Here is a 25,532-nt window from a genome sequence, read left to right as displayed (position 1 = left end):
TGTGCATGGGGTTGTTTTCGCAGTTTTGCGTTGGCGCGGAGGCCCAGACCGCGGCTCTCGGGATCAGGCTGGCCCAAGCGGCCTCGCGAGACGATCTGCCGCCGCCGCGCAAGCGGCCCCCGGCGCGCCTGCGCGTCACGCCCTATTACAGTCCGGATGGCGTCTATCCCCGCTACAATCCCGGTCCCGATGCGGTCCGCGAGTGCAACGCCACCTATGTGCAGGAATATCGCCCGAGCGGCACGGTGATCGTGCCGCATATGAGCTGCTACTGGCGCCGGGGCTGATACGAGCGCGATGCCGTCGCGCGCCGATGAAGCGCCATGTTGCAGGCAGAGGCCGTCATGATGAGATGGATCGCGTTGGCCGTCGCTGCCGGACTTGCCGCAGGCCTGCCTCACGCTTTTGCAGCGCATAGGGTGACGAAGCTGCCGGATGCCTCGGCAGGGCGCGCGGCGTTCGACGGAGGGCGACATGTGCGGCCCGACATCATGCATTACGCTCCGCGTCCTGATCCGCACTATTACGCGCGGCCGGTGTTCTACCGCCCCTATCCCTATGCCGTGCCGGCGCCATTCGTGTTCGGCTATGGACCGTGGCGGTGATGCACTAGCCTGCAGGCGCTTCCGCGGAATGCCGTTCATTCATGATGGGTTCACGTCGCTGTCCGTAATTTAATCTCGGGAGCGACCGCCAATGAACACGGATGACGCGAGCCGGGAGCGAGCGTCGCAACTCCGCTGTCCAGATTCAGGGAGAAGTCGATGCTGAGGATATTGGGTCTCAAGGCAAGCCCGATGCGCTTGCTCGGAATTGCGGCCGCCGCGACGCTGATGTTGTCGGCCGGCACGACGCGCCGCGCTGAAGCGATGACACCAATCAATCCGACCGCGTTGCCTGCGGCGAAGGCCGCAAGTGACGACATGATCCAGGTTCGCCACGGCGGCGGCGGTGGTGGTGGACATGGCGGCGGCTTTCATGGCGGCGGCGGTTTCCACGGTGGCGGCGGCTTCCACGGTGGCGGAGGACATATCGGTGGCTTCCGCGGCGGTGGCTTCCACGCGGGTGGCTTCCGCGCCGCGCCCGCGTTTCATGGCGGCGGCTATCGCTACGGCGGAGTTCGCCACTATGGCGGAGGCGGATTCCATCGCTACGGCATCTATCGCCCGCATTACGGCTATCGCCATTTCCATCGGCGCTACTATGGCGGCTACTATCCCTATTACCACCATCCGCGCCGCTGCCGGGTCATCTGGACCTATTACGGCCCGCGCCGCGTCTGCCGCTGGCATCGCTGGCACCATCCGTACCGCTATTGGTAAGCACGATCGAAATGAAAAGGGCGCCTCGACGGCGCCCTTTGTTCATCCGGTGGCTTAAAGCCAATCCTTCAGTTTCCACGTCGCCGACGTCCAGCGCGCCAGGTTCTCGATCTTCCATTGCTTGAACATCGCCGGCGGCCAGCGGCTGAGCTTCGAGGCCTCCTCGACCTCGGGCTTGGCGACCATGCGCAGCGGTGCCGCGCGCCGCCGGTGCTGGGGCGTCGCCGCGCTGATCAGATCGACATATTCAGGCTTGCTGGCCATGAGCTGGTGTCCTCGCGAAACGCTCGCGAGGACGCAGTGTCGGCGCTGCCGATTAACGGCGGTTTGCCGCAATCACTCAAATTGCAGGGAGCAGCTTACCGCCACTCCCTGATGTCGACGAAGTGACCCGCGATCGCAGCGGCTGCGGCCATCGCCGGCGACACCAGATGGGTGCGGCCCTTGAAGCCCTGGCGGCCCTCGAAGTTGCGGTTCGAGGTCGAGGCGCAGCGCTCTTCCGGAGCCAGCTTGTCGGGGTTCATCGCGAGGCACATCGAGCAACCGGGCTCGCGCCATTCGAAGCCGGCCTTGATGAAGATCTTGTCCAGACCTTCAGCCTCGGCCTGCTCCTTCACGAGGCCGGAGCCCGGCACGACCATGGCGTTGACGCCGCCTGCGACCTGCTTGCCTTCCGCGATCTTGGCGGCGGCGCGCAGATCCTCGATCCGGCCGTTGGTGCAGGAGCCGATGAAGATGCGGTCGAGCTTGATGTCGGTGATCTTCGTCCCCGCGGTCAGGCCCATGTATTTCAGCGCGCGGTGCTTCGACAGGCGCTTGGCCTCGTCCGCGATCTTGTCGGGATCGGGCACGCTGCCGGTGACCGAGATCACGTCTTCAGGGCTCGTGCCCCAGGTCACGATCGGCGGCAGCTTCGCGGCATCGAGCCGCAGCTCGTGGTCGAAATGCGCGCCCTCGTCCGAGCGCAGCTTCTCCCAGTAGCGCATCGCCGCGTCCCAGTCGGCGCCCTTCGGCGCCTTCGGGCGGCCGCGCAGGAAGTCGAACGCCTTGTGGTCCGGCGCGACCAATCCGGCGCGTGCACCGCCTTCGATCGACATGTTGCAGACCGTCATGCGGCCTTCCATGCTGAGCGCACGGATCGCGTCGCCGGCGTATTCGAGCACGTAGCCGGTACCGCCCGCGGTGCCGATCTCGCCGATGATGGCGAGGATGATGTCCTTGCCCGTCACGCCATCCGGCAATTTGCCGTCGACAATGACGCGCATGTTCTTCGCCTTCTTCTGGATCAGCGTCTGCGTCGCCAGCACATGTTCGACTTCGGACGTGCCGATGCCGTGCGCGAGCGCGCCGAACGCACCATGCGTCGAGGTGTGGCTGTCACCGCAGACGATGGTGGTGCCGGGCAGCGTAAAGCCCTGCTCGGGGCCGATGACATGGACGACGCCCTGACGCTTGTCGAACTCGTCGTAATATTCGATGCCGAATTCCCGGGCGTTGTCGGCCAGTGCCTTGATCTGCTCGATGCTTTCAGGGTCGGGGTTCGGCTTGGTGCGGTCGGTGGTCGGCACGTTGTGGTCGACGACGGCCAGCGTCTTCTCCGGCGCGCGCACCTTGCGTCCGGTGGCGCGCAAGCCTTCGAACGCCTGCGGTGAAGTGACCTCGTGCACCAGATGGCGATCGATATAGAGCAGGCAGGTGCCGTCCTCGGCTTCGTGCACCAGATGGTCGTTCCAGATCTTGTCGTACAATGTGGTCGGCTTGGACATGAGCGTCAGCTCCAGGAATGTTGTGTAGAGCGGGTTGCGCGGATAGCGCGCGGGCAACAAAATCGTCAGCGCAGCTTTTAGGCTGCGCGCGTAAGCTCTGACGTTGCCGAGGTCGCGAAGCGTCCGAAGAACCGGCCAGGCAGCCGCGAGCGATCGTCGATGACGACGCGCTTGACGGGCGAGAGGCTGGTCAAATCTGGAAACATTCCGAGAATATATAGCAGGCCGAGCCGGAATCGCGAGGGCTTTGACGCGCACGGCTGACGCAACAAAAAAGCGCGGGGTTGGCCCCGCGCTTTTGGAAACTCGCCTGTAAGCGGAGCTTACTCGTTGACGGCAGCAGCCGGTCGGTCCTGCTTCTTCTCGACGATGCGGGCCGACTTGCCGCGAAGGTTGCGGAGATAATAGAGCTTGGCGCGACGCACCTTGCCGCGGCGCACCACCTTGATCGAGTCGATCATCGGCGACATCACCGGGAACACGCGCTCCACGCCTTCGCCGTACGAAATCTTGCGCACCGTGAAGCTCTCGTTGAGACCGCCGCCGGAACGGCCGATGCAAACGCCTTCATAGGCCTGCACGCGGGTGCGGTCGCCTTCGACAACCTTCACGTTGACGATCACGGTATCGCCGGGGCCGAATTCCGGAATCTCCTTGTTGGCGGAGAGCTTGTCGAATTGCTCTTTTTCGAGCTGTTGGATCAGGTTCATGGGTAAATCTCCATCGGCGCGCCCAGCCTTGGAAAACGGGGGCTGCGCGAAATTCGTTTATCCAGCCATTGCGGATGTGGCCGCTGCTATAAGGCAAGCCGGAGCGTTTGTCACCCGTCTGTCTTGTTTTTTGGCGTTTTTTGGCGTCCGCCCCGATTCGGGACTTTGCTCGGGATCTGGGCCCACAAATCCGGTCGCCGGGCCGCGGTCAGGGCCTCGGATTCCGCCCGCCGCCAGCTGGCGACCTTGGCATGGTCACCGGAGGTCAGGATCTCCGGAATCGGGGTTCCCTCGAACCGCTGCGGCCGGGTGTATTGGGGGTATTCGAGCAGGCCGTCCGAGAAGCTTTCCTCGGTTCCCGAGGCCTCCTTGCCCATCACGCCCGGAAGCAGCCGAACACAGGCGTCGATCAGGGCCAGGGCCGCGATTTCGCCGCCGGAGAGGACGTAGTCCCCGATCGAGACCTCCTCCAGGCCCCGCCCGTCGATCACGCGCTGGTCCACCCCCTCGAACCGCCCGCAGACGATCAGAGGACCCGGGCCCTTGGCGAGTTCGAGAACCCGGGCCTGGGTCAATGGCCGACCCCTCGGGCTCATCAGCAGTTTCGGCCGGTCCGGGCCGATCCCGGCGGCATCGATCGCGGCCGCCAGAACATCGGCCCGAAGCACCATGCCCGGTCCGCCGCCGGCCGGGGTGTCATCGACACTGCGGTGGCGGTCGGTGGCCGAGGCCCGGATGTCCCGCGCCTCCAGCTCCCAGAGCCCGCCAGCCAGCGCCCGGCCGGCCAGGCTCACGCCCAGCGGCCCCGGAAACATCTCCGGAAACAGCGTCAGCACCGTCGCGCGCCAGGGTGAGGGGTTGGTCATCGGATCTCAGTTATTGTCGTCCCGGACAAGCGGAGCGCAGATCCGGGACCCGGAACCACCGCACTTCGTTTTGCGACGGCTGGAGCGATCAGCTTAGCTAAAAATTCTGGCGGTGGTTATGGGTCCCGGCCTTCGCCGGGACGACCCGGGGAGGGATCCTCGCCCGCGATCTCCTCCGGCAGCGCGATCACGACGCGGCCGCCGGCGATGTCGACCTCCGGCACCACCGCATCGGTGAACGGCAGCAGCATCGTGGTGCCTGTGGGCGGCGCAATCTCGATGATGTCACCGGCGCCGAAATTGTGGATCGCGAGCACGCGGCCGAGCGCATCGCCGGCCATGGTGACGGCGGCGAGCCCGATCAGATCGGTGTGGTAATATTCGCCCTCGTCCGTCGCGGGCAGCTTTTCGCGCGCGACGTAGAGCTCGATGCCGTTGAGGCGCTCGGCCTCATCGCGAGTCGTGACGCCCTTGAACGTTGCAACCAGATGATCCTTGGCCGCGCGCGCCGTTGCGACCTCGAACTGGCGCTTGCCGTCCTTGGACGAAAGCAGACCGTAGCTCCGCACGGCAAACGGATCTTCCGTGAAGGTCCACAGTTTGACCGCGCCGCGCACACCATGCGCGGCGCCGATCCGCGCGACGCAGACCAGCGCCGGCATGATCTGGCCTTAACCCTTCGCGGCGGCTTCGGCCTGCGCCTTGCGCTCCTTGCGCGGCACGGCCTTCTCGGGGTTGTTGCGCACTTCGCGCTTCTTGACGCCGGCGGCGTCGAGGAAGCGCGATACACGGTCCGACGGCTGCGCGCCCTTGGCGAGCCAGGCCTTCACCTTGTCCATGTCGAGCTTCAGCCGGGTCTCGTTGTCCTTCGGCAGCAGCGGGTTGAAATAGCCGAGACGCTCGATGAAGCGGCCATCGCGCGGAAAGCGCGAATCGGCGACGACGACGTGATAGACGGGACGCTTCTTGGTGCCAGCGCGGGCGAGACGGATAACGACGGACATCTAAGTTCTCCTTCAAAGTACGTTTTGTTCGGTTGATTGGTATTCCGCGTTGCGCGAGACCGCTGCGATCTCCCGCGACGAATTCCTCATTTCTTCTTGCCAGGGAAACCGCCGAGACCCGGCAGCATCGGCTTGCCGCTCAGCCCGGTCAGGCCCGGAACGTTCGGCAGACCCTGGCGCAGCCCGGCAGGTAGATCCTTCGGCAGGCTGGGCAGACCCTGTCCGCCGCCACCCTGCATCTTCTCCTGCAGCGCCTTCATCTCTTCCGGCGAAGGCGGCTTCATGCCGCCGCCAAAGCCCATCGCCTGCGCTATGCCCGCGAGCGGACCGCGCTTGCCGGAGCCCATGGCCTTCATCATATCGGCCATGTTCCGGTGCATCTTGAGCAGCTTGTTGACCTGCTCGACGCTCTGGCCGGAACCTGCGGCGATGCGCTTCTTGCGGCTGGCCTTGAGCAAATCCGGATGACGGCGCTCGTCGCGCGTCATCGAATCAATCACCGCGACCTGGCGCTTCAAAATCTTGTCGTCGATGCCGGCGGCCGCGATCTGGTTCTTCATCTTGGCGATGCCGGGCATCATGCCCATCAGGCCGCTGATGCCGCCCATATTGGCCATCTGCAACAGCTGCTCGCGCATGTCGTTGAGGTCGAACTGACCCTTGCGCATGCGCTCGGCGGTGCGCGCGGCCTTTTCGGCATCGATGTTGGCGGCAGCGCGTTCGACCAGCGAGACCACGTCGCCCATGCCGAGGATGCGGCCGGCGATACGGTCGGGATGGAAATCCTCCAGCGCATCGGTCTTTTCGCCGGTGCCGAGCAGCTTGATCGGCTTGCCGGTGACCGCGCGCATCGACAGCGCGGCGCCGCCGCGGCCGTCGCCGTCCACGCGCGTCAGCACGATACCGGTGAGGCCGACGCGCTCGTCGAAGGCGCGAGCGAGATTGACGGCGTCCTGGCCGGTGAGGCTGTCCGCCACCAGCAGCACTTCATGCGGATTGGCGGCGGCTTTGATCGCTGCCGCTTCCGCCATCATCTCTTCGTCGAGCGTGGTACGGCCGGCAGTGTCGAGCAGCACGACGTCGTAGCCGCCGAGCTTGCCGGCCTCGAGCGCGCGCTTCGCGATCTGCGCCGGCTGCTGGCCGGCGACGATCGGCAGCGTCGGAATGTCGAGATCGCGGCCCAGGACGGCCAGCTGCTCCATCGCCGCGGGACGGTAGATGTCGAGCGACGCCATCAGCACCTTGCGCTTGTCGCGCTGGACCATGCGACGGGCGAGCTTTGCGGTGGTGGTGGTCTTGCCGGAGCCTTGCAGACCGACCATCATGATCGGCACCGGCGGCACGGAATTGATGTCGATGGTCTGGCTTTCGGCGCCGAGCGTGTTGATCAGCTCGTCATGGACGATCTTGACCACCATCTGGCCTGGCGTCACCGACTTGACGACGGTGGCGCCGATCGCCTGCTCGCGGACCCGCTCGGTGAAGCTGCGCACCACCTCTAACGCGACGTCGGCTTCCAGCAGTGCGCGGCGCACTTCGCGCATCGCGGCGTCGACGTCCTTTTCGGTCAGCGCACCGCGCCCCGTCAGACGATCGAGAATGCCGCCAAGCCGTTCCGACAGATTGTCGAACAATGCCGTTGTCCTTTTTTCACCTCTCCCCGCAAGCGCGGGGCGAGGGAGCAGAAATCCAAACACCTTCACGCCCGAGGGCGCATCGCGCTGTCGGGCGTTGGCCTCTGGCCTCTGGGACCAGTCGGCGGGTCGAAAAGAAAGCCTTTCCGAGAAGTGCCGGGGTTAAACGCCGCTGACGCCCGAAAGTCAAGGAAAGTTAGGGTGGCCGGGGCTGCTTTGGAAGGCAAAGCCTTGAAAAGATGAACTTTCCGGCGGCGGGTTCCTTTTCCGCAGACCCCGCCCATATAGCGGTGATGTCCTCCCCCTCCGACCATCTTTGAAGCCAGTTCCGTGCCGATCACCCGCCGCCGCCTTTTCGGACTGCTCGCCGGTGCCGGCGCATTGGTCGGCGTGCCCTCCCTTTGGATGTCCCGCATGAAAACCTATGACGGCCCGGTCTCCGACCATTTCGACGGCCTGAACTTCTTCGATCCGGACGGCGTGCCGCCGAAATCGCTTCGTGAGGTCCTGCGCTGGCAATTCGGCGGCAAGCGGCAGCGCGCGACTTGGCCGGATTGGGCGCCGAGCCCCCATGCCGACGCCCCGCCCGACCGCGTCCACGGCGACAAGGTGCGGCTCTCTTTCGTCGGCCACGCCAGCTGGCTGATCCAGACCGGCGGCCTCAATATTCTCGTCGATCCCGTCTGGTCGACGCGGGTCTCGCCCGTCAGCTTCGCCGGGCCGAAACGGCACAACGATCCCGGCATTGCGTTCGACAAGCTGCCGAAGATCGATGTCGTGCTGGTCTCGCACGGCCATTACGATCATCTCGACATGGCGACGCTGTCGCGGCTCGCCAAGAATTTTGCGCCGCGTGTGGTGACCCCGCTCGGCAATGACGTCACGATGCGCAGCACCGATGCGACGATCAAGGTGGAAGCGTTCGACTGGCATGATCGCGTCGAGCTCGGCGGCGGTATCGCCGTGACCCTGGTGCCGACCCGGCACTGGTCGGCGCGCGGCATGTTCGATCGCAACAAGGCGCTGTGGGCGAGTTTCGTGCTGGAGACGCCTGCGGGGAAAATCTACGTCGTCTGCGATTCCGGCTACGGCGATGGCGGGCATTTCCGCCGCGTCGCCGAGAGGCACGGGCCGCTCCGCCTGGCGATCCTCCCGATCGGCGCCTATGAGCCGCGCTGGTTCATGCGCGACCAGCACATGAACCCGGAAGACGCGGTGAAGGCGCTCGCGGATTGCGGCGCGCAAGCCGCACTCGGGCATCACCACGGCACGTTTCAGCTGACCGATGAAGCAATCGATGCGCCGGCGAAAGCGCTGGTCGAGGCGCTCGACGCGGCAAAGGTTTCGCAGGAAAGATTTGTGGCGATGAAGCCGGGGCAGGTGGTGGAGATTTAGCTTCGCCGGGACGACAATGGAGTCTGTAGCGGCAGCTGCGCCTATTGCTCTTTGGCCTTGATCGCCCAGCTCACATTCACCGTCACCGCTAGCGTTTCCTCGCCCGGCGCGACCGCGGCCTGCGGTGCGGCCATGGGAGCTGCGGCCATGCGTCCCTTGAACAGCGGCATCGGGGCGCCGCCTTCGGAGACGCTGAGCGGCGCTCCGAGCGTGACGCCGGTGGCCCTGGCGTAGATCTCCGCTTTGCGGCGGGCGTCTGCGACAGCTTTCTCGCGGGCATCGTCGAGCAGTTTCGAGGCCTGCGTCACCTCGAAGGAGATGTTGCCGATATCATTGGCGCCGGCGCCGACCAGCGTGTCGATGATGGCGGCGACCTTGGTCACGTCGCGGATCTTCACGGTGACGCGGTTGGAGGCGCGGAAGCCGACCACGGGCGAGGCGCCGGTGGATTTGTTCTGGCCGTATTGCGGCTGCAGCGACAGCCGCGAGGTCTGGTAGTCCTTCTCGTCAATGCCTGCGCCCTTCAGCGCCAGCAGCACCTTGCCCATCGCGGCGTTGTTGGCGTCGCAGGCTTCCTTCGCAGACTTGGCGTCGTTGGCGACGCCGGCGTCGATCTGCGCCAGATCAGGCGCGGCGGAGATCGTGGCTTCGCCGCTCACCGAAATCGCGGACGGAAAATCGTCGGCGAGCGCAGGCGTTGCCAGCATCGTGGCGGCAAAGGACGCAACAAGGGAGGTCAAAAGGATGGCAGGCTTTTTCATCGGTCTCACTTCAGCGGCACGAAAACATTGATCACGAGCTTGTCCTCCGCCGTCTTCAGGGGATCGGTGAGGTATTCCTCGATGAAGGTGTCCTTGGCTTCCAGCTTCTTGTCGTCGAGGTGATTGGTGATCGCCTCATAGGTGTTGTCCATGTTGTCGTAGGAGCCGCGATGAACGAATTTCAGCGCCTTGCCCTCCGGCGATTTGCCGACGTTCATGTCCTTGGGCAGGTTCTTCGGGTCCTGCTCGACCGGGATCTCGGCTAGGAAGGTGAAGCCGGTGTCGTCGGTCGAGGTGTAGACGATCATCGAATTGCCGGCGTGCTTGATGCCCTGCTTGTCCAGCAGCGTGTTCAGCGCCTTGAAGGCGTCAATCAGCGTGTCGAAGGCCGAGTCCCAATTGGCAGTGCCCTTGACCATCAAAACCTTCTTGGACTCGAGCGTGGTCTCCTGGCCGAAAGGATCGGCCGTCTGCACGGGAGCCGGCGTCGCGGCGGCAGCCGGGGGCGGAGTGGCCGGGCTGGGTGACGCACTGGCGGCTGGCGAGGGCGAGGTTGCAGGGGACGTTGCAGGGCTTGGCGTGGCGCTGGCCGCCGGCGAGGGCGTGGCGACGGGGGCAGCGCTCGCGGCCGGGGCGGGCGAAGCCGACGGGGCCGGCGAGGGGCTCGCTGATGCGGCCGGTGCCGGGCTCGGCGTTTGGGCCAGCGTGGCGGACAGACTAAACGACAAGGCCGCTGCCGGGATCAGCGCGGCCAAAACGAGACGACGAAACCTGAACATTTTTATTCTCCCCAATAGCTTATCCGCCAAGGCCTTACGTCCCCGAAGCCTTAGCCCGGCCGCATGTCCCGGATCGCGCGAATTGCGCCGTTCTAACACGCGAGCGCCGAATTCGTCCCATGACAGATGCGTCATGGCAGCGTCCTGGCTCTTCTCGGCAAATCACTGGCCAAGAGGGCCAAGGATCGCCATATAAGGCAGGCGAAATTCGGGAATTTTCATGAGCGCGCTGGCCAACCACGCATTTGCCAAGATGAACGGCATCGGCAACGAGATCGTCGTTGTCGACATGCGCGATTCCACCTCAAAGGTCACCCCGGACGATGCCCGCGCGGTGGCATCGCCGCGAGGCGGCGTGCCCTACGACCAACTCATGGTGCTGCAGAAGCCGCGCTTCGACGGCACCGAAGCGTTCATCAGCATCTACAACAGAGACGGCTCCGAGGCCGGCGCCTGCGGCAACGGCATGCGCTGCGTCGTGCGGCGCATCTTCGAAAAGACTGGCCAGAGCACGGCAACGTTCGAGACGGCCGCGGGCCTGCTCAATGCCTGGCAGGGTCCGGCGCCGGATCTTTATACGGTGGACATGGGCGCGCCGAAGTTCGGCTGGCAGGACATTCCGCTCGACCAGGAATTTCGTGACACCCGCTACATCGAATTGCAGATCGGCCCGATCGACAATCCGATCCTGCATTCGCCCTCGGTGGTCAGCATGGGCAATCCGCATGCGATCTTCTGGGTCGATGACGTCAACGCCTACGACCTCGAGCGTTTCGGTCCGCTGCTGGAGAACCATCCGATCTTCCCGGAGCGCGCCAACATCACGCTAGCCCATATCGTCGATCCCCAGCACATCACGATCCGCACCTGGGAGCGCGGCGCCGGCCTGACCAGGGCCTGCGGCTCGGCCGCATGTGCCACGGCGGTCGCGGCGGCGCGGCTGAAGCGCGCCGAGCGCAATGTCGAGATCACGCTGCCCGGCGGCAAGCTCGGGATCGAATGGCGCGAGCGCGACGATCACGTGCTGATGACGGGCACGGCGACCTTCGAATATGAAGGCCGTTTCGATCCGGCGCTGTTCGCGCCGGTCGGGTGATGAGCGTCGACATCGTCACCTTCGGATGCCGCCTCAATGCTTTCGAGGCCGAGGTGATCCGCCGCGAGGCCGAGGGCGCGGGCCTTTCAGATGCCATCGTCATCAACAGCTGCGCCGTCACCAACGAAGCGGTGGCGCAGGCGAGGCAGTCGATCCGCAAATTGAAGCGCGAGCGGCCGGGAGCGCGCATCGTCGTCACCGGTTGCGCGGCGCAGACGCAAAGCGGCATGTTCGCCGAGATGGCCGAGGTCGATCGCGTCGTCGGCAATGACGACAAGATGCGGTCGTCTGCGTGGCGCGAGGCGCGTACGGCGTTCGATCTCGGTACGAGCGAAAAAATCGCCGTCAGCGACATCATGGCGGTGAAGGAGATGGCGCCGCATCTCATCGACGGCTTTGCGAGCGGGCTGCCCCGCGTGTTCGTGCAGGTGCAAAACGGCTGCGACCATCGCTGCACCTTTTGCATCATTCCGTTCGGGCGCGGCAATTCGCGCTCGGTGCCGATGGGCGCCGTGGTCGATCAGGTCCGGGCATTGGCCGAGCGCGGCCATGCCGAGATCGTGCTGACGGGCGTCGACCTCACCAGCTACGGCACTGACCTGCCGGGCACGCCAAAACTCGGCATGCTGACGAAGCAGATCTTGCGGCATGTGCCGGAGCTGAGGCGCCTGCGCATCTCCTCTATCGATTCGATCGAGGCGGACAGCGATCTGTTGGATGCAATTGCTGAGGATTCGCGGCTGATGCCGCATCTGCACCTGTCGCTGCAGTCCGGCGACGACATGATCTTGAAGCGCATGAAGCGGCGGCATACGCGCGGCGACGCCATCGCGTTCTGCGACCAGGTCCGCCGGCTGCGCCCGGATATCGCGCTGGGGGCCGACATCATCGCGGGCTTTCCGACCGAGACCGAGGAGATGTTCTCGCGCTCGCTCGATCTGGTCGAGCAATGCGGCCTGACGTTCCTCCACGTCTTCCCCTATTCGCCGCGTCCCGGCACGCCGGCCGCGCGGATGCCACAGGTGGCGGGCGGTGCAATCAAGGAGCGTGCGAAGCGGCTGCGCTCGGCCGGTGAGACCGCGCTCCTGCAGCGGCTGCAAGCCGAGATAGGCGCCACGCGTGAGGTGCTGATCGAGAGCGACGGTCAGGGACGGACGGAGCATTATCTGCCGGTGGCGATTGCGGGCGAGCGTGTGGGCCGCATCGCGCCGCTGCGGATCGCCGGTCGTGATGGCGCGCGGCTGACGGTGTGACGGTTCCTTCCCTTCTCCCCTTGTGGGAGAAGGTGGCGCGAAGCGCCGGATGAGGGGTTGCTCCCGCGTACTCAACTCAATGTGGACTCGCGGAGAGAGACCCCTCACCCGTCTCGCCGCTGCGCGGCGAGCCACCCTCTCCCACAAGGGGAGAGGGAAAAACTACAACGCCCGCACCTGCCAGAAGCGCAGCGTCCGCCGCGCATTCTCCGGGGTCATGCGCGCGTAATGGCTTTGAGCCCTTGCGATATCGGCCGGCTTCATCGCGCCGCTCGCAAAGCGGCTTACGAGCACGGCGGCGGTGGTTTCCCAGCTGAGCTGCGCTGCCTTGCACGGCACCAGCAGGCCGTCCTCGCGCAGGCTTTGCATCAGCGGGCGGATGACTTCGACAGTCGATCCCGACAATGCCGCCAATGCGGCCACCGCTTCTTCATAACGGCGCTGTGTTGCGAAGCCGAGCAGCGTCGCTTCGCTGAGCTGGCCGGTCGCCCTGAGACCTGCGACGGCGCGCTTGGCGCCTTCGAAATCGACACCCGACATCTCGCGCTCGACACCGACGGTGACTGCGGCGATCGCGCTCTGGATCTCCTCGAACAGATGCGGCGGCGCGCGCGACAACAGGCGGGTCCGCACGGCCTCGCTCGCCGAGCGCAGCAATTGACGGCGCAGGTCTGACGGCAAATCGACGCGGACGCCGACGCTGACAGCGAGCTCGGGATCCGCCTCCGCCTGTCCGACGATGACGGCAAATCCGCTTCCGGAGACGCGCGCGCCGGGATTGGCGGCGAGCCGCCGGCTGACGCTGGGATAACGTCGCGCCAGCAATGCATCGGTGACGATCTCCTTCAGCCACCAGCGTCCGGCGACCGCGAGCAGATGCGGCTCGCCCTTGGATGATGCGATCTGCACCAGCGCGCCGTCGTCGAGGCGCGCGGATTCCTGCAGCACGGGACCAGCGATGCGGATTTCGTCATTGTTGGCGAGGCGGCGAATGACCGATGGCGGCGCCTGCGCGATCGGCGCGAGCTGCGCGCTGATCTCGGCGAGCGCTACGCGCGCGCCCATGTCGCCGATGGCGCGGAGCTCGATGGTGCCGATCAGGCGATCGAGCACGTCGTCGAACAATGCGATCTGCTCGTCGTCGAAACTGCCGGCGGAGGACAGGAACAGGTCGGTGACGCGGCGGGCTGTTGCCAGGCCCTTTTCCGCGGAGCCTGTCCGAAGCGCGGACTCGACCTCGTCGATGATCGATAACTCGGCCGTGGACATGACGCGCAGCTCGTCCTGAGCAGATTAACGGAAGCTTGTTCTAAGCAACCATTATCATTAGCGACGAGCACTGAACGTTTCGTAAACTATAGGGAGCGCGGCGGGCACTGCTCCTCATCCTGAGGAGCCCGCAAAGCGGGCGTCTCGAAGGACGGCCACGGGCGAGATGCGGGCCTTTCATGGTTCGAGACGGCCGCTGCGCGCCTCCTCACCATGAAGGCGAGCAGTCGGGCTACTCCCCGTTCCACCCGCAGGCGCGGAGGCGCTCGTGCATGTGGGGCGGGGCAGGCGCCACCACGCGGACCGGCTCCTTGTTGCGGGAGATCGGTACCACGATCTCGCGGGAATGCAGGTGCAGCTTCGGCTCGCCGAAGCGCGGACCTTTGCCGTAAATGTTATCGCCGAAGATCGGCCAGCCGGTCGCGGACGAATGCACCCGCAATTGATGGGTCCGCCCGGTCACCGGTTCCATGGCGAGCCAGGTCAGGCCGTCGCCCCGGCCCATCACCTTCCAGTTGGTGATGGCCTTCTGGCCCTCGGGATCGGGCTTCTGCCACCAGCCGCGTTCGGCGTTCAGCCGCCCGAGCGGCATGTCGATGGTGCCTTCGTCCTCTGTGGGGCCGCCCTCGACGATGGTCCAGTAGGTCTTGCCGATCTTGCCATGCTTGAACAGCAGGCCGAGCGAGGCCGTCGCCTTGCGATGGCGGCCGAGCACGAGGCAACCCGAGGTGTCCTTGTCCAACCGGTGGGCCAGCACCGGCGGCCGCGGCAGGCCGAAACGAAGCGCCTCAAAGGAGGTTTCCAGATTGGCACCGCCCTTGGGTCCGCGATGCACCGGCAGGCCGGCCGGCTTGTCGATGACCAGCATCAATCCGTCGCGATGGAGCACGCGCGCCAGGATTTCGTCGGCCGTCAATTCGGGAACATCGAGCAATTGCAGGACTTTCGGTCAAGACTTTCGTTTGCGAGCCGGAACGGCTAACACACCGCCACCATGAACGATACCACCCCCGAGACCCCCAAGCTGAGCTGGTGGCGCCGCCTGTCCGACGGGCTGAAGCGCACCTCGTCCTCGCTCGGGACCGCGGTCGCCGACCTCGTCACCAAGCGCAAGCTCGACCGCGCCATGCTCGACGACATCGAGGACGTGCTGCTCCGCGCCGACCTCGGCACCTCCGTCGCGGTGCGGATCGCGGATGCGGTCGGCACCGGGCGCTATGACAAGGCTATCTCAGCGGACGAGGTCAAGGACGTCGTCGCGACCGAGGTCGAGAAGGTACTGGCGGCGGTGGCGAAGCCGCTGGAGATCGACGCTGGCAAGAAGCCGTTCGTTATCCTCGTGGTCGGCGTCAACGGCTCCGGCAAGACCACCACCATTGGGAAACTCTCGCAAAAATTCGCATCCGAAGGCCGCAAGGTGATGCTGGCGGCCGGCGACACCTTTCGCGCAGCGGCGATCGAACAGCTCAAGGTCTGGGGCGAGCGCACCAGGACGCCCGTCATATCAGGTGCGCAAGGTTCGGATTCGGCGAGCCTCGCCTTCAACGCGCTGACGGCCGCGAAGGAGCAGGCCATCGACGTGCTCCTGATCGACACCGCCGGGCGGCTTCAGAACAAGGCCGAGCTGATGAACGAGCTCGAAAAGGTCGTGCGCGTCATCCGCAAGGTGGACGCGACTGCGCCGCATGCGGTGCTGCTCGTGCTGGACGCCACCGTCGGCCAGAACGCGCTGTCGCAGGTCGAGGCCTTCCATCGCACCGCCGGGGTCACCGGCCTCGTGATGACGAAGCTCGACGGCACCGCCCGCGGCGGCATCCTGGTGGCGCTCGCGGAGAAATTCAAACTGCCGGTGCACTTCATCGGCGTCGGCGAAGGCGTCGACGATCTCGCGCCCTTCACCGCGCGCGATTTCGCCCGCGCCATTGCCGGAATCGAAAGCTGAAGAATGGACAAGACCCAGCCGCATCCGCTGTTCAAGCTTGCCACCGAGCTTGGCCCGCTGCTCGTGTTCTTCTTCGTGAATGCGAAGTTCAACCTGTTCGCCGCGACCGGCGCCTTCATGGTCGCGATCGTTGCGGCGATGATCGCCTCCTATGTGGTGACGCGCCACATCCCGATCATGGCGATCGTGACAGGCGTCATCGTGCTGGTGTTCGGCACGCTGACCCTGGTGCTGCATGACGAGACCTTCATCAAGCTCAAGCCGACCATCATCTACGCGTTGTTCGCTGCGATCCTCGGCGGCGGCCTGTTGTTCGGCCGCTCCTTCATTGCCGTCATGTTCGACCAGATGTTCAATTTGACGCCGCAGGGCTGGCGCATCCTGACGCTACGCTGGGCGCTGTTCTTCGCCGGCATGGCGGTGTTGAACGAGATCGTCTGGCGCACCCAGAGCACCGACTTCTGGGTGAACTTCAAGGTGTTCGGCGTCACACCGATCACCATGATCTTCGCCATCGCCCAGATGCCGCTGACCAAGCGTTATCACCTCGAGCCGGCGTCGCTGGAAGCGAGCGAGGCCGAGGCGGGGGACGTGAGGAAGGGTTGAGCTCTCAACTCATCATTGCTGGTTGCAGCCACACACTCAACTGTCATCGCCCGGCTTGACCGGGCGATCCAGTATTCCAGAGACGGTTGTGAGATACGGAGAGGCCGCGGCGTACTGGATGCCCCGGTCAAGCCGGGGCATGACAGCGGTGTTTGGGGTTGGGTCCTTCGCTCACACTGACGACAGAGCTAGCTCCCCGCCGCCTTCAACGCCTTCTCCATCTGCGGCAACAGCTCCGTCCGCAAATTCTCCGGCGTGATCGGTCCCACCAGCTTGTAGACGATGGTGCCTTCGCGACCGACGACAAAGGTCTCCGGCACGCCATAGACGCCCCATTCGATCGAGGCGCGGCCGTTGGCATCGACGCCGACGTGGCCGAACGGGTTGCCGTAGCGCCCCAGGAAGCGCCGCGCATTGTCGGCGGCATCCTTGTAGTTGATGCCGACGAGCTGGAAGCGTTTGTCTTTTGCCAATTCGGTCAGGAGCGGCGCCTCGTCGTGGCACGGCACGCACCAGGACGCCCAGACATTGACGAGGCTGACCTTGCCCTTGAACGCAGCGGGATCAAGGCCGGGGATCTGCGCGTTGTCGGCCTGCAATCCCTCGAGCGGCGGCAGCGTGGTCTGCGGCGCGGGGCGTCCGATCAGCGCGGAAGGGATTCGCGAGGGATCGCCGCTGCCGAGCCGGAACCAGAACAGCAACGCCAAGCCGATGAAGGCGATCAGCGGCAGCACCATCAGGAAGGTGCGGCGCTGCGGCGGAGCGGACGTCGATTGCTCGCTCATGATTGATCTCTCATGCTCGATCTCTCATGGCCGATCCGTCGCGCTGCGGCCGGAGCGGCGGGTCACGCCGCTGCGCTCGAGCTCGCGCAGGCGCTGTGTCTGGCTCCGATGATCGAGCACGATCCAGCCGATCAGGATCACGACCACAAGGGCGGCCGCGGCATAGGACGTCACGATGAAGGACGCGTAGGGACCGAGCGACATGATCATGCAGCCCCAACTTCCTTTGACGTGCCGACTTCTGCAAACGCCACACGGCTCGCCTGCATCATCTGCAGGGACCGCACGCGCCGACGCAAAATCTCGTTGCGCATCGCCGCGATATGCAGCGTGACGAACAGCAGGGTGAACGCGACCGCCATCACCAGCAGCGGAATCAAAAAGGATTTGTCGAGCGACGAGCCGCCCATCCGCATCACCGAGGCCGGCTGGTGCAGCGTGTTCCACCAATCGACCGAGAACTTGATGATCGGCAGGTTGAGCGCGCCGACCAGCGTCAGCACGGCGGCGGCGCGCGCCGCGCGGGAGGGCTCGTCGACCGCGCGCCACAGCGCCATCAGGCCGAGATACATCAGGAACAGGATCAGCACCGAGGTCAGCCGCGCGTCCCATTCCCAATAGGTGCCCCACATCGGCCGGCCCCACAGCGAGCCCGTGAGCAGCGCAAGGAAGGTGAAGCTGGCGCCGATCGGGGCGGCCGCTTTGGCGGCGACGTCGGCAAGCGGATGCCGCCACACCAGCGTGCCGAGCGAGGCAATGCTCATCACGCCCCATACGAACATCGACAGCCAGGCATTAGGCACGTGGATGAACATGATCTTTACCGTCGCGCCCTGCTGATAGTCGTCGGGTGCGGTGGCAGACTGATAGAGCCCGATCGCGAGCAGGATGATGGTCGCGGCCGCAAGCCATGGCAGCAGCCGCGCCGTCAGCGCGAGGAACCGTGTGGGGTTGGCGAGGTCGATCAGCGTCATGGTATCCTGATAATCACAGGTAAGCGCTCACGCAATCAGCACGAAAGTCCGCAGCGAAAGTTGATCGGGGTCAAGGTCAATCCAATCCATGCTTCAGGCTCGCCGCAGCCGCGAACGGGCCGATCACGAGACTGACCAGCGATAGCGCGCACAGGATCGAGAACGGCGCGCCGAACGTCATGGGTCCGACGATCGCCGCCTGTGAGGCCGCGACGCCGAAGATCAGCACCGGTATCGACAGCGGCAGCACCAGGACGGCCATCAGCAAGCCGCCACGATGCAGCGTCACCGCCAGCGCCGCACCGATCATTCCCGTAAACGTCAGCGCCGGGGTGCCAGCGAGCAGTGTCAGCGCCACAGCACCGGTTGCGACCATGTCGAGGTTGAGCAGCAGGCCGAGCACGGGGGTTGCGACGATCAGCGGCAGGCCGGCGGCCAGCCAATGCGCCAGCGCCTTCGCCGCGCAGGCGAGTTCCAGCGGGGTCCGGCTCATCGTGATCAGGTCGAGCGAGCCGTCCTCGTGGTCGGCCATGAACAGCCGGTCCAGGGTCAGCAGGCTCGCCAGCAGCGCCCCCAGCCACAGGATGGCGGGTCCGAGCCGCGACAGCAGTGCCAGGTCCGGCCCCACAGCAAACGGCATCAGCACCACCACGGTCAGAAAGAACAGCACGCCAATCAACGCCCCGCCCCCGACGCGGAGCGCGATCCGGATATCCCGGCGGATGAGGGCAGACAGGGCGGTCATGCCACTGCTCCCAGAGGTGAGGAGGCAGCGTCGGCCGGTTGCCCCGGGCGAGCTGCGCTCCCTCCCCCCTTGTGGGGGAGGGCGGGGGAGGGGGGTAGCCCCGAGGAAGATGGTTCTTGGGTGCGGGCTGCTAGCAACGGAGCGCCCGCCTGCCGAACGCGAGAACCGAGAGAGTGCGCCGTGTGGCACCCCCCTCCCTGACCCTCCCCCACAAGGGGGGAGGGAACGGAGAGGGCGGAGTTCGGCCGCTTGGAAACCTGAGGGTCGACCCGAATCACGCCGCACCCCCGATCCGCAGCTCCCGCGAATCGATCCCGAGCGGGGCATGGGTGGCGGCGACGATCAGGCCGCCGCGCGCCAAGTGCCCGCGCATCAATCCGGAAAACATGTCCTGTCCCGCGACATCGAGCGCCGTGGTCGGCTCGTCCAACAGCCAGACGGGGCGGCGGACGGTGAGCAGGCGGGCCAGCGACAGCCGGCGGCGCTGGCCGGCGGACAGGAAGGCGGCGGGCAGATCGGCGGCATGGTCGAGCCCGACGGTGGCGAGTCCCTTGCCGGTGTCGAAACGCTCGCCGCCGAGAAAATTGGCCCAGAACGTCAGATTCTCCGCCACGCTCAGGGCTGGCTTCAGGGCGTCGCGATGACCCAGATAGTGGCATTGCTCCGGCAACGTCAGCTCGGCGTCACCCCCGTCCAGCGCGATCGTGCCGCTCGCCGGAATGAGCAGGCCCGCGATCAGCCTCAGCAGCGAGGTCTTGCCCGATCCGTTGCGGCCGACGACCGCCACGGCTTCGCCGGAGCCGGCCTCGAAATCGAGCGCGGAAAACACCTCGCGCCCGCCCCGCACGCAACTGACCCCGCGTCCGGAAAGCTGCATCTTGCCTCGTATCGATCCGCTCAAAGCCAGGCCTCAGGAAAACTTGGGGTAGCGTATGGGAATTTTTGGCTCGCGGATTGCCGCGGCACGATTGTGGCTGTGGCGGCGCGGTTAGAAAGCTTCTATAAGCCCGGAACTACTTGATGCGGCAACTCAACCTGCCCCTGCAAGTGACTCAGCCTGCCTACGCTGACGGTGTTAAAATACCCTGCCGGGTATAACTGACAATTGGGATTTCCTACATGACCTCGCTCGACAGCTTCAAATGCAAAAAGACCCTCAAGGTCGGCGCCAAGACCTATGTCTATTACAGCCTGCCCACGGCCGAGAAGAATGGTCTGAAGGGAATTTCGAAACTCCCCTACTCGATGAAGGTTTTGCTCGAGAACCTGCTCCGCAACGAGGACGGCCGCTCGGTCAAGAAGGAAGACATCGTCGCGGTGTCGAAGTGGCTGCGCAAGAAGTCGCTGGAGCATGAGATCGCCTTCCGCCCGGCGCGCGTGCTGATGCAGGACTTCACCGGCGTGCCCGCCGTGGTCGATCTCGCCGCGATGCGCAACGCGATGCAGAAGCTCGGGGGCGACGCCGAGAAGATCAATCCGCTGGTGCCGGTCGATCTCGTCATCGACCACTCCGTGATCGTGAACTTCTTCGGGGACAACAAGGCCTTCGGCAAGAACGTCACCGAGGAATACAAGCAGAACCAGGAGCGCTACGAGTTCCTGAAATGGGGCCAGAAGGCGTTCTCGAACTTCTCCGTCGTGCCGCCCGGCACCGGCATCTGCCACCAGGTCAATCTCGAATATCTCTCCCAGACGGTGTGGACCAAGAAGGAGAAGATGGCGGTCGGCAAGAAGACCGGCACCTTCGAGGTCGCGTATCCCGACTCGCTGGTTGGCACCGATTCCCACACCACCATGGTCAACGGCCTTGCCGTGCTCGGCTGGGGTGTCGGCGGCATCGAGGCGGAAGCCTGCATGCTCGGCCAGCCGCTGTCGATGCTGCTGCCCAACGTCGTCGGCTTCAAGCTGAAGGGCGCGATGAAGGAAGGCGTCACCGCGACCGACCTGGTGCTGACGGTGACGCAGATGCTGCGCAAGCTCGGCGTCGTCGGCAAGTTCGTGGAGTTCTTCGGCCCCGGCCTCGACCATCTCTCGGTCGCAGACAAGGCAACCATCGCCAACATGGCGCCCGAATATGGCGCGACCTGCGGCTTCTTCCCGGTCGATGCCGCCGCACTGGATTATCTCAAGACCTCCGGCCGCGCCTCGGCGCGCGTCGCGCTGGTGCAGGCCTATGCGAAGGCGCAAGGGCTGTTCCGTACCGCCAAGTCGCCCGATCCGGTGTTCACGGAAACGCTGACGCTCGACCTCGGTGATGTCGTGCCCTCGATGGCCGGCCCGAAGCGCCCCGAAGGCCGCATTGCGCTGCCGTCCGTGGCCGAGGGCTTTTCGCTCGCGCTCGCCAGCGAATACAAGAAGGCCGAGGAGCCGGGGAAGCGCTTCGCCGTCGACGGCAAGAACTTCGACATCGGCCATGGCGACGTCGTGATCGCCGCGATCACCTCCTGCACCAACACCTCGAACCCGAGCGTGCTGATCGGCGCCGGTCTTCTGGCGCGCAACGCCGCCGCGAAGGGCCTCAAGGCAAAGCCGTGGGTGAAGACCTCGCTCGCCCCGGGCAGCCAGGTGGTGGCGGCCTATCTTGCCGATTCCGGTCTCCAGGCCGATCTCGACAAGGTCGGCTTCAACCTGGTCGGTTTCGGCTGCACCACCTGCATCGGTAATTCAGGTCCGCTGCCCGAGGAGATCTCGAAGTCGATCAACGACAACGGCATCGTCGCGGCTGCGGTGCTCTCCGGCAATCGCAACTTCGAAGGCCGCGTCTCACCGGACGTGCAGGCGAACTATCTGGCTTCGCCGCCGCTCGTGGTCGCCCACGCGCTCGCGGGCACCGTCACCAAGAACCTCGCCGTCGAGCCGCTCGGTGAAGGCAAGGACGGCAAGCCGGTCTACCTCAAGGACATCTGGCCGACGACCAAGGAGATCAACGCCTTCATGAAGAAGTTCGTGACCGCGTCGATCTTCAAGAAGAAGTATGCCGACGTGTTCAAGGGCGACACCAACTGGCGCAAGATCAAGACGGTCGAGAGCGAAACCTATCGCTGGAACATGAGTTCGACCTATGTGCAGAACCCGCCCTATTTCGAAGGCATGAAGAAGGAGCCGGAGCCGGTCACCGACATCGTCGAGGCCCGCATCCTCGCCATGTTCGGCGACAAGATCACCACCGACCACATCTCGCCGGCCGGTTCGATCAAGCTCACCTCGCCCGCCGGCAAATATCTCAGCGAGCACCAGGTGCGTCCGGCCGACTTCAACCAGTACGGCACGCGGCGCGGCAACCACGAAGTCATGATGCGCGGCACCTTCGCCAATATCCGCATCAAGAACTTCATGCTGAAGGGCGCCGACGGCAATATTCCGGAAGGCGGTCTCACCAAGCACTGGCCCGACGGCGAGCAGATGTCGATCTACGACGCCGCGATGAAGTACCAGCAGGAGCAGGTGCCGCTGGTGGTGTTCGCCGGCGCCGAATACGGCAACGGCTCCTCGCGCGACTGGGCCGCGAAGGGCACCCGTCTGCTCGGCGTGCGCGCCGTGATCTGCCAGAGCTTCGAGCGCATCCACCGCTCCAATTTGGTCGGTATGGGCGTGCTGCCGCTGACCTTCGAGGACGGCACCTCCTGGTCGTCGCTCGGTCTGAAGGGCGACGAGAAGGTCACGCTGCGCGGCCTCGTTGGCGACCTCAAGCCGCGCCAGAAGCTGACCGCGGAGATCGTCTCCGGCGACGGTTCGCTGCAGCGCGTTTCGCTGCTCTGCCGCATCGATACGCTGGACGAACTCGAATACTACCGCAACGGCGGCATCCTGCACTACGTGCTACGCAAGCTCGCGGCGTAAGCGCGGATTTGTGAACGGTGGCTCACTGCGAAGTGAGTAGTAGGTTACACGAAGGCGGCCTATCACAAGGCCGCCTTCACGCGTTTGCGGCAGGCTTCAGATGGGCCCGCCCGGCACAGAACCTCCCCTTGTACGGTTCTTGGACGGACAACAAATGTGTGAGGCCCGTAAGATTACGGTGACCATCCGGCGGTAAGATTTCCCCTCACGAGCAATGGTGTGCGGCGTTCGACATGACAACAATGACGGCTTCTCATCTGGTTTCACGCTGGTCCGGTGCCCTCTGGTCGGGAGCTCTTGGTCTCTGTGCAATCGTCGCCGTCATCCGCCCTGCCGAGGCTGATCCCCGCGCCGTTGTCGAATTGTTTACCTCGCAGGGCTGCTCCTCCTGCCCGCCGGCCGACAAGATCATCGGCGACCTCGCCCGCGATCCCTCGATCATCGCGCTGAGCATGCCGATCGACTATTGGGACTATCTCGGCTGGAAGGACACATTGGCCGATTCGCGCTTCTCTGCACGGCAGCGTGCCTATTCGCGCATGCGCGGCGACCGCGAAGTCTACACGCCGCAGGTCGTGGTCAACGGCTCCACGCATGTCGTCGGCAGCGACCGCACCGGCATCGAAACCGCCATCGGCAAAACCGAGGCGGGCACTGGTGTGATGAGCGTGCCGGTGACGATGTCGCTCGCGGGCAAGCAGATCAACGTCTCGGTGGCCGCGAGCAAGGAGCCGACGGCGTCCCACGGCGAGGTCTGGATCTGCTCGATTGCGAAGTCGGTGCCGATCGCGATCAGCCGCGGCGAAAATCGCGGACAGCAAGTGATCTATCACAACGTGGTGCGCAACCTGCTGAAGGTCGGCGACTGGACCGGCCGCCCGGAAAGCTGGACGGTGCCGATCGAGAACCTCACGCGTGACGGCGTCGACGGTGCCGTGGTCTATGTCCAGGACGGCAGCCGGGAGAGACCGGGCCCGATGCTGGGCGCGGCGTATACGTCGCTGCACTGACGCGCACTTCGAATCTTCCGACTCAAGCACACTCTCAATTCTCATCGTGAGGAGGCGCGTCAGCGCCGTCTCGAACCATGCAGGCCCTGCTGAGGCAGCTCGGCCTCGATTCTTCGAGACGCTGCTTCGCGGCTCCTCAGGATGAGGGGAAGAGGTTTTGCTGAGATGCTGAGATATCCGTCGAGGCAGAAACATCCCGACCCAAACAAATCGACTCAAACAAAAAAGGACCAACTCGCGTTGGCCCTCCTTGTCGTGCGAACAGACCCGATCCTGACGGCCCCGGGGGGCTGGGGGCTGAGGAATCCGGAACCGAAAGGACCGGGTCAACGCACATAGGTCTTTTCGCAACGCAGGGCGGCAGTCGCTTGGCGGAAAAGCGGCGACACTATGATTCCTGCTAACGATCCCGTGACGGTTTGCCGCGACAGAGTTCCACTGCTGCGTGTGGGCGGATTGGCTTGGATTCCAAGGTCCTTCTAAGGGCCCTTGCGGTGGGGAACAGTTGGCGCAATCATGCAACCGTCATGATCCGCGGTCGAGGGACGGTCTTCGCGGACGCGGTCATGCTGATGCGACAGGAGGCGGCCTATGAGTCTGTCGGAGGATACCGATCCGAGCGAACAGCGTGCGGCAGCGCGCCCCGCCGCTTCGAATGCGCAACTGAGCCGCGTGACGTTCAACCGGCTCGAGCTGCACCGTATTCTCAATCTCTACGGCCGGATGGTTGCCGAAGGCGAGTGGCGCGACTATGCCATCGACTTCCTCAGGGATCGCGCTGTGTTCTCGGTCTTTCGCCGCGCCTCGGAAGTGCCGATCTATCGTATCGAGAAGGATCCGCGCCTCGCGCGCAAGCAGGGCATGTACAGCGTGATCTCGGCGACGGGCTTGATCCTGCGCCGCGGCCACGAGCTGGAGCGTGTGCTCCTGGTGATCGATCGCAAATTGGCGGTGGTGTAGCAGGGATCCAGTAGCCCGGATGAGCGTAGCGACATCCGGGTCTTTGCTTGCAGCGTTCCCGGGTATCGCTTCGCTCACCCGGGCTACGGGCCTTACTTCCCCGGCACGCTCTTGGCGCCCTCGCCGAGGCTCCGCTGCATCATTACCGTGTCCAGCCAGCGGCCGAATTTCAGCCCGACGCTGGGATGCGTGCCGATCATTCTGAAGCCGGCCCTGGTGTGCACGCCGATCGAGCCGGCATTGGTGGAATCCCCAATTACCGCGATCATCTGACGGAAGCCGCGTGCCTCGCATTCGACGATCAGCCGCTCCAGCAGGAGCGCCCCGATGCCGCGGCGGTGGAAGGATGGATCGAGATAGATCGAGTTCTCGACCGTGAAGCGGTAGGCCGGGCGGGGCCGGTAGGCACCGGCATAGGCGTAGCCGGCGACGCGCCCGTCGAGGATGGCGACGAAATAGGGGTAGCCGCCATCGATCAGCGTGCGGTAGCGGCGCGTCATCTCGGCAAGGTCGGGCGGCTCCAGCTCGAACGTCGCGGTGCCCTCGCGGACAGCCTGCCGATAGATGGCCGTGATGGCGGGGAGGTCGGCCTCGGTGGTGGGCCTGATATCGGGTGCGGACATGCCGCAAGATTAGAGCCTTCCCGGGGCGGCTGGAAGAGGCAACCGTGCTTCCTCATACTCCGTCCTTGCGAGGAGCCCTTGCGACGAAGCAATCCAGAAATGCACCAGCGGAGGGACTCTGGATTGCTTCGCTGCGCTCGCAATGACGGTGGGTGTTGAGAGGCTCGCCCCAAACAAAAACCCCCGCCTCTC

The 25,532-nt window shown here is 65.0% G+C and carries 28 protein-coding genes; 11 read left to right on the top strand and 17 right to left on the bottom strand.

Features of this window, described 5'->3' with window-relative positions; translation table 11 throughout:
• Nucleotides 1-5: 5 nt before the first annotated feature.
• The 3 genes from AC0L3B_RS03690 to AC0L3B_RS03680 all read left to right on the top strand — a co-directional run bounded on the left by AC0L3B_RS03690 (nt 6) and on the right by AC0L3B_RS03680 (nt 1,322).
• Entirely contained in the window at nt 6-287 is a 282-nt protein-coding gene (locus tag AC0L3B_RS03690) for a hypothetical protein (RefSeq protein WP_473380132.1), read from the top strand.
• Nucleotides 288-344: 57 nt separating this feature from the next.
• Nucleotides 345-605 (top strand): hypothetical protein, encoded by a 261-nt coding sequence (locus AC0L3B_RS03685; RefSeq protein WP_026233878.1) that lies wholly within the window; start codon nt 345-347, stop codon nt 603-605.
• A gap of 159 nt (nt 606-764) precedes the next feature.
• On the top strand, nt 765-1,322 hold the full coding sequence (locus AC0L3B_RS03680) for a hypothetical protein (protein WP_473380039.1): 558 nt from the start codon (nt 765-767) through the stop codon (nt 1,320-1,322).
• Nucleotides 1,323-1,376: 54 nt separating this feature from the next.
• On the opposite strand, the gene AC0L3B_RS03675 is transcribed toward AC0L3B_RS03680, so the two are convergent.
• From AC0L3B_RS03675 to ffh, 7 genes are all read right to left on the bottom strand, one after another.
• Entirely contained in the window at nt 1,377-1,586 is a 210-nt protein-coding gene (locus tag AC0L3B_RS03675; RefSeq protein WP_473380038.1) for a hypothetical protein, read from the bottom strand.
• Between the two features lie 95 nt (nt 1,587-1,681).
• Nucleotides 1,682-3,088: a 3-isopropylmalate dehydratase large subunit gene (leuC, locus tag AC0L3B_RS03670; RefSeq protein WP_473380037.1), complete on the bottom strand. Its 1,407-nt coding sequence runs from the start codon at nt 3,086-3,088 to the stop codon at nt 1,682-1,684.
• Between the two features lie 323 nt (nt 3,089-3,411).
• On the bottom strand, nt 3,412-3,798 hold the full coding sequence (rplS, locus tag AC0L3B_RS03665) for a 50S ribosomal protein L19 (protein ID WP_007598824.1): 387 nt from the start codon (nt 3,796-3,798) through the stop codon (nt 3,412-3,414).
• 110 nt (nt 3,799-3,908) lie between these two features.
• Complete coding sequence (trmD, locus tag AC0L3B_RS03660; RefSeq protein ID WP_085348440.1) at nt 3,909-4,664, bottom strand: tRNA (guanosine(37)-N1)-methyltransferase TrmD; 756 nt, start codon at nt 4,662-4,664, stop codon at nt 3,909-3,911.
• 116 nt (nt 4,665-4,780) lie between these two features.
• Nucleotides 4,781-5,326, bottom strand: a complete 546-nt coding sequence (gene rimM, locus AC0L3B_RS03655; RefSeq protein WP_473380036.1) for a ribosome maturation factor RimM — start codon at nt 5,324-5,326, stop codon at nt 4,781-4,783.
• 9 nt (nt 5,327-5,335) lie between these two features.
• Entirely contained in the window at nt 5,336-5,668 is a 333-nt protein-coding gene (gene rpsP / locus AC0L3B_RS03650) for a 30S ribosomal protein S16 (RefSeq protein ID WP_007598827.1), read from the bottom strand.
• Between the two features lie 86 nt (nt 5,669-5,754).
• Nucleotides 5,755-7,302 carry a signal recognition particle protein gene (gene ffh, locus AC0L3B_RS03645; RefSeq protein WP_018459806.1) on the bottom strand — a complete coding sequence of 516 codons (1,548 nt, stop codon included), beginning with the start codon at nt 7,300-7,302 and terminating at the stop codon, nt 5,755-5,757.
• A gap of 330 nt (nt 7,303-7,632) precedes the next feature.
• On the opposite strand from ffh, the gene AC0L3B_RS03640 reads away from it, so the two are divergent.
• Nucleotides 7,633-8,697, top strand: coding sequence for an MBL fold metallo-hydrolase (locus tag AC0L3B_RS03640; protein ID WP_473380035.1), 1,065 nt, complete (start codon nt 7,633-7,635; stop codon nt 8,695-8,697).
• Between the two features lie 41 nt (nt 8,698-8,738).
• Here AC0L3B_RS03640 and AC0L3B_RS03635 read toward each other — a convergent pair whose 3' ends face one another.
• Together AC0L3B_RS03635 and AC0L3B_RS03630 are read right to left on the bottom strand one after the other, a co-directional pair.
• Nucleotides 8,739-9,458: an SIMPL domain-containing protein gene (locus AC0L3B_RS03635; RefSeq protein WP_473380034.1), complete on the bottom strand. Its 720-nt coding sequence runs from the start codon at nt 9,456-9,458 to the stop codon at nt 8,739-8,741.
• A 5-nt stretch (nt 9,459-9,463) separates the two neighbouring features.
• Entirely contained in the window at nt 9,464-10,237 is a 774-nt protein-coding gene (locus AC0L3B_RS03630) for a GyrI-like domain-containing protein (RefSeq protein WP_247475288.1), read from the bottom strand.
• A 220-nt stretch (nt 10,238-10,457) separates the two neighbouring features.
• Between AC0L3B_RS03630 and dapF the strand changes: the two genes are divergently transcribed.
• Together dapF and mtaB are read left to right on the top strand one after the other, a co-directional pair.
• Nucleotides 10,458-11,333 carry a diaminopimelate epimerase gene (dapF, locus tag AC0L3B_RS03625; RefSeq protein ID WP_018459810.1) on the top strand — a complete coding sequence of 292 codons (876 nt, stop codon included), beginning with the start codon at nt 10,458-10,460 and terminating at the stop codon, nt 11,331-11,333.
• The gene (mtaB, locus tag AC0L3B_RS03620; protein ID WP_085348227.1) at nt 11,333-12,586 is read left to right on the top strand and encodes a tRNA (N(6)-L-threonylcarbamoyladenosine(37)-C(2))-methylthiotransferase MtaB; all 1,254 of its coding nucleotides are present in this window, start codon (nt 11,333-11,335) and stop codon (nt 12,584-12,586) included. The genes dapF and mtaB overlap by 1 nt, the downstream gene beginning before the upstream one ends.
• Nucleotides 12,587-12,748: 162 nt before the next feature.
• Here the strand turns inward: mtaB and AC0L3B_RS03615 are convergent, their stop codons facing one another.
• Nucleotides 12,749-13,855 carry a DUF2336 domain-containing protein gene (locus AC0L3B_RS03615; protein ID WP_473380033.1) on the bottom strand — a complete coding sequence of 369 codons (1,107 nt, stop codon included), beginning with the start codon at nt 13,853-13,855 and terminating at the stop codon, nt 12,749-12,751.
• Nucleotides 13,856-14,087: 232 nt separating this feature from the next.
• Nucleotides 14,088-14,789 (bottom strand): RluA family pseudouridine synthase, encoded by a 702-nt coding sequence (locus AC0L3B_RS03610; RefSeq protein WP_473380032.1) that lies wholly within the window; start codon nt 14,787-14,789, stop codon nt 14,088-14,090.
• A 60-nt stretch (nt 14,790-14,849) separates the two neighbouring features.
• Here AC0L3B_RS03610 and ftsY point away from each other — a divergent pair, with 60 nt between their 5' ends.
• Both ftsY and AC0L3B_RS03600 read left to right on the top strand, forming a co-directional pair.
• A complete protein-coding gene (ftsY, locus tag AC0L3B_RS03605) occupies nt 14,850-15,797 on the top strand; it encodes a signal recognition particle-docking protein FtsY (RefSeq protein ID WP_247284929.1) in 948 nt (315 codons plus the stop codon).
• A 3-nt stretch (nt 15,798-15,800) separates the two neighbouring features.
• Nucleotides 15,801-16,403, top strand: coding sequence for a septation protein A (locus AC0L3B_RS03600; protein WP_007598838.1), 603 nt, complete (start codon nt 15,801-15,803; stop codon nt 16,401-16,403).
• Nucleotides 16,404-16,591: 188 nt separating this feature from the next.
• Here AC0L3B_RS03600 and AC0L3B_RS03595 read toward each other — a convergent pair whose 3' ends face one another.
• The 5 genes from AC0L3B_RS03595 to ccmA all read right to left on the bottom strand — a co-directional run bounded on the left by AC0L3B_RS03595 (nt 16,592) and on the right by ccmA (nt 19,784).
• Complete coding sequence (locus tag AC0L3B_RS03595) at nt 16,592-17,188, bottom strand: DsbE family thiol:disulfide interchange protein (RefSeq protein ID WP_473298133.1); 597 nt, start codon at nt 17,186-17,188, stop codon at nt 16,592-16,594.
• 24 nt (nt 17,189-17,212) lie between these two features.
• Nucleotides 17,213-17,398, bottom strand: coding sequence for a heme exporter protein CcmD (gene ccmD / locus AC0L3B_RS03590; protein ID WP_018459816.1), 186 nt, complete (start codon nt 17,396-17,398; stop codon nt 17,213-17,215).
• Nucleotides 17,395-18,162: a heme ABC transporter permease gene (locus AC0L3B_RS03585; protein ID WP_473380031.1), complete on the bottom strand. Its 768-nt coding sequence runs from the start codon at nt 18,160-18,162 to the stop codon at nt 17,395-17,397. The genes ccmD and AC0L3B_RS03585 overlap by 4 nt, the downstream gene beginning before the upstream one ends.
• Before the next feature lie 76 nt (nt 18,163-18,238).
• Nucleotides 18,239-18,907 carry a heme exporter protein CcmB gene (gene ccmB / locus AC0L3B_RS03580; protein ID WP_106945554.1) on the bottom strand — a complete coding sequence of 223 codons (669 nt, stop codon included), beginning with the start codon at nt 18,905-18,907 and terminating at the stop codon, nt 18,239-18,241.
• 274 nt (nt 18,908-19,181) lie between these two features.
• Nucleotides 19,182-19,784 carry a heme ABC exporter ATP-binding protein CcmA gene (gene ccmA, locus AC0L3B_RS03575; protein ID WP_473380030.1) on the bottom strand — a complete coding sequence of 201 codons (603 nt, stop codon included), beginning with the start codon at nt 19,782-19,784 and terminating at the stop codon, nt 19,182-19,184.
• 242 nt (nt 19,785-20,026) lie between these two features.
• Here ccmA and acnA point away from each other — a divergent pair, with 242 nt between their 5' ends.
• From acnA to AC0L3B_RS03560, 3 genes are all read left to right on the top strand, one after another.
• The gene (gene acnA / locus AC0L3B_RS03570) at nt 20,027-22,747 is read left to right on the top strand and encodes an aconitate hydratase AcnA (RefSeq protein WP_473380029.1); all 2,721 of its coding nucleotides are present in this window, start codon (nt 20,027-20,029) and stop codon (nt 22,745-22,747) included.
• A 233-nt stretch (nt 22,748-22,980) separates the two neighbouring features.
• Complete coding sequence (locus AC0L3B_RS03565; RefSeq protein ID WP_473380028.1) at nt 22,981-23,757, top strand: DUF1223 domain-containing protein; 777 nt, start codon at nt 22,981-22,983, stop codon at nt 23,755-23,757.
• Nucleotides 23,758-24,348: 591 nt separating this feature from the next.
• The gene (locus AC0L3B_RS03560) at nt 24,349-24,717 is read left to right on the top strand and encodes a DUF2794 domain-containing protein (protein ID WP_018459822.1); all 369 of its coding nucleotides are present in this window, start codon (nt 24,349-24,351) and stop codon (nt 24,715-24,717) included.
• Nucleotides 24,718-24,809: 92 nt separating this feature from the next.
• Here AC0L3B_RS03560 and AC0L3B_RS03555 read toward each other — a convergent pair whose 3' ends face one another.
• Complete coding sequence (locus AC0L3B_RS03555) at nt 24,810-25,340, bottom strand: GNAT family N-acetyltransferase (RefSeq protein ID WP_473380027.1); 531 nt, start codon at nt 25,338-25,340, stop codon at nt 24,810-24,812.
• Between the last annotated feature and the right edge of the window lie 192 nt (nt 25,341-25,532).

The sequence above is a fragment of the Bradyrhizobium sp. Kon56 genome, assembly GCF_055807635.1.
The sequence above is the reverse complement of the archived record's forward strand: the minus strand, read 5'-3'. Positions and strand labels throughout refer to the sequence as shown.

Coding starts and splice junctions, on each gene's coding strand:
- mtaB (WP_085348227.1), top strand. CDS start 11,333: ATGAGCGTCGACATCGTCACCTTCGGATGCCGCCTCAATGCTTTCGAG.
- AC0L3B_RS03595 (WP_473298133.1), bottom strand. CDS start 17,188: ATGAGCGAGCAATCGACGTCCGCTCCGCCGCAGCGCCGCACCTTCCTG.
- AC0L3B_RS03565 (WP_473380028.1), top strand. CDS start 22,981: ATGACAACAATGACGGCTTCTCATCTGGTTTCACGCTGGTCCGGTGCC.
- ccmD (WP_018459816.1), bottom strand. CDS start 17,398: ATGATCATGTCGCTCGGTCCCTACGCGTCCTTCATCGTGACGTCCTAT.
- AC0L3B_RS03680 (WP_473380039.1), top strand. CDS start 765: ATGCTGAGGATATTGGGTCTCAAGGCAAGCCCGATGCGCTTGCTCGGA.
- AC0L3B_RS03555 (WP_473380027.1), bottom strand. CDS start 25,340: ATGTCCGCACCCGATATCAGGCCCACCACCGAGGCCGACCTCCCCGCC.
- AC0L3B_RS03585 (WP_473380031.1), bottom strand. CDS start 18,162: ATGACGCTGATCGACCTCGCCAACCCCACACGGTTCCTCGCGCTGACG.
- rplS (WP_007598824.1), bottom strand. CDS start 3,798: ATGAACCTGATCCAACAGCTCGAAAAAGAGCAATTCGACAAGCTCTCC.
- AC0L3B_RS03560 (WP_018459822.1), top strand. CDS start 24,349: ATGAGTCTGTCGGAGGATACCGATCCGAGCGAACAGCGTGCGGCAGCG.
- rimM (WP_473380036.1), bottom strand. CDS start 5,326: ATGCCGGCGCTGGTCTGCGTCGCGCGGATCGGCGCCGCGCATGGTGTG.
- AC0L3B_RS03690 (WP_473380132.1), top strand. CDS start 6: ATGGGGTTGTTTTCGCAGTTTTGCGTTGGCGCGGAGGCCCAGACCGCG.
- ccmA (WP_473380030.1), bottom strand. CDS start 19,784: ATGCAGCTTTCCGGACGCGGGGTCAGTTGCGTGCGGGGCGGGCGCGAG.
- AC0L3B_RS03685 (WP_026233878.1), top strand. CDS start 345: ATGATGAGATGGATCGCGTTGGCCGTCGCTGCCGGACTTGCCGCAGGC.
- ccmB (WP_106945554.1), bottom strand. CDS start 18,907: ATGACCGCCCTGTCTGCCCTCATCCGCCGGGATATCCGGATCGCGCTC.
- AC0L3B_RS03630 (WP_247475288.1), bottom strand. CDS start 10,237: ATGTTCAGGTTTCGTCGTCTCGTTTTGGCCGCGCTGATCCCGGCAGCG.
- rpsP (WP_007598827.1), bottom strand. CDS start 5,668: ATGTCCGTCGTTATCCGTCTCGCCCGCGCTGGCACCAAGAAGCGTCCC.
- dapF (WP_018459810.1), top strand. CDS start 10,458: ATGAGCGCGCTGGCCAACCACGCATTTGCCAAGATGAACGGCATCGGC.
- leuC (WP_473380037.1), bottom strand. CDS start 3,088: ATGTCCAAGCCGACCACATTGTACGACAAGATCTGGAACGACCATCTG.
- AC0L3B_RS03615 (WP_473380033.1), bottom strand. CDS start 13,855: ATGTCCACGGCCGAGTTATCGATCATCGACGAGGTCGAGTCCGCGCTT.
- AC0L3B_RS03635 (WP_473380034.1), bottom strand. CDS start 9,458: ATGAAAAAGCCTGCCATCCTTTTGACCTCCCTTGTTGCGTCCTTTGCC.
- ftsY (WP_247284929.1), top strand. CDS start 14,850: ATGAACGATACCACCCCCGAGACCCCCAAGCTGAGCTGGTGGCGCCGC.
- trmD (WP_085348440.1), bottom strand. CDS start 4,664: ATGACCAACCCCTCACCCTGGCGCGCGACGGTGCTGACGCTGTTTCCG.
- AC0L3B_RS03675 (WP_473380038.1), bottom strand. CDS start 1,586: ATGGCCAGCAAGCCTGAATATGTCGATCTGATCAGCGCGGCGACGCCC.
- AC0L3B_RS03600 (WP_007598838.1), top strand. CDS start 15,801: ATGGACAAGACCCAGCCGCATCCGCTGTTCAAGCTTGCCACCGAGCTT.
- acnA (WP_473380029.1), top strand. CDS start 20,027: ATGACCTCGCTCGACAGCTTCAAATGCAAAAAGACCCTCAAGGTCGGC.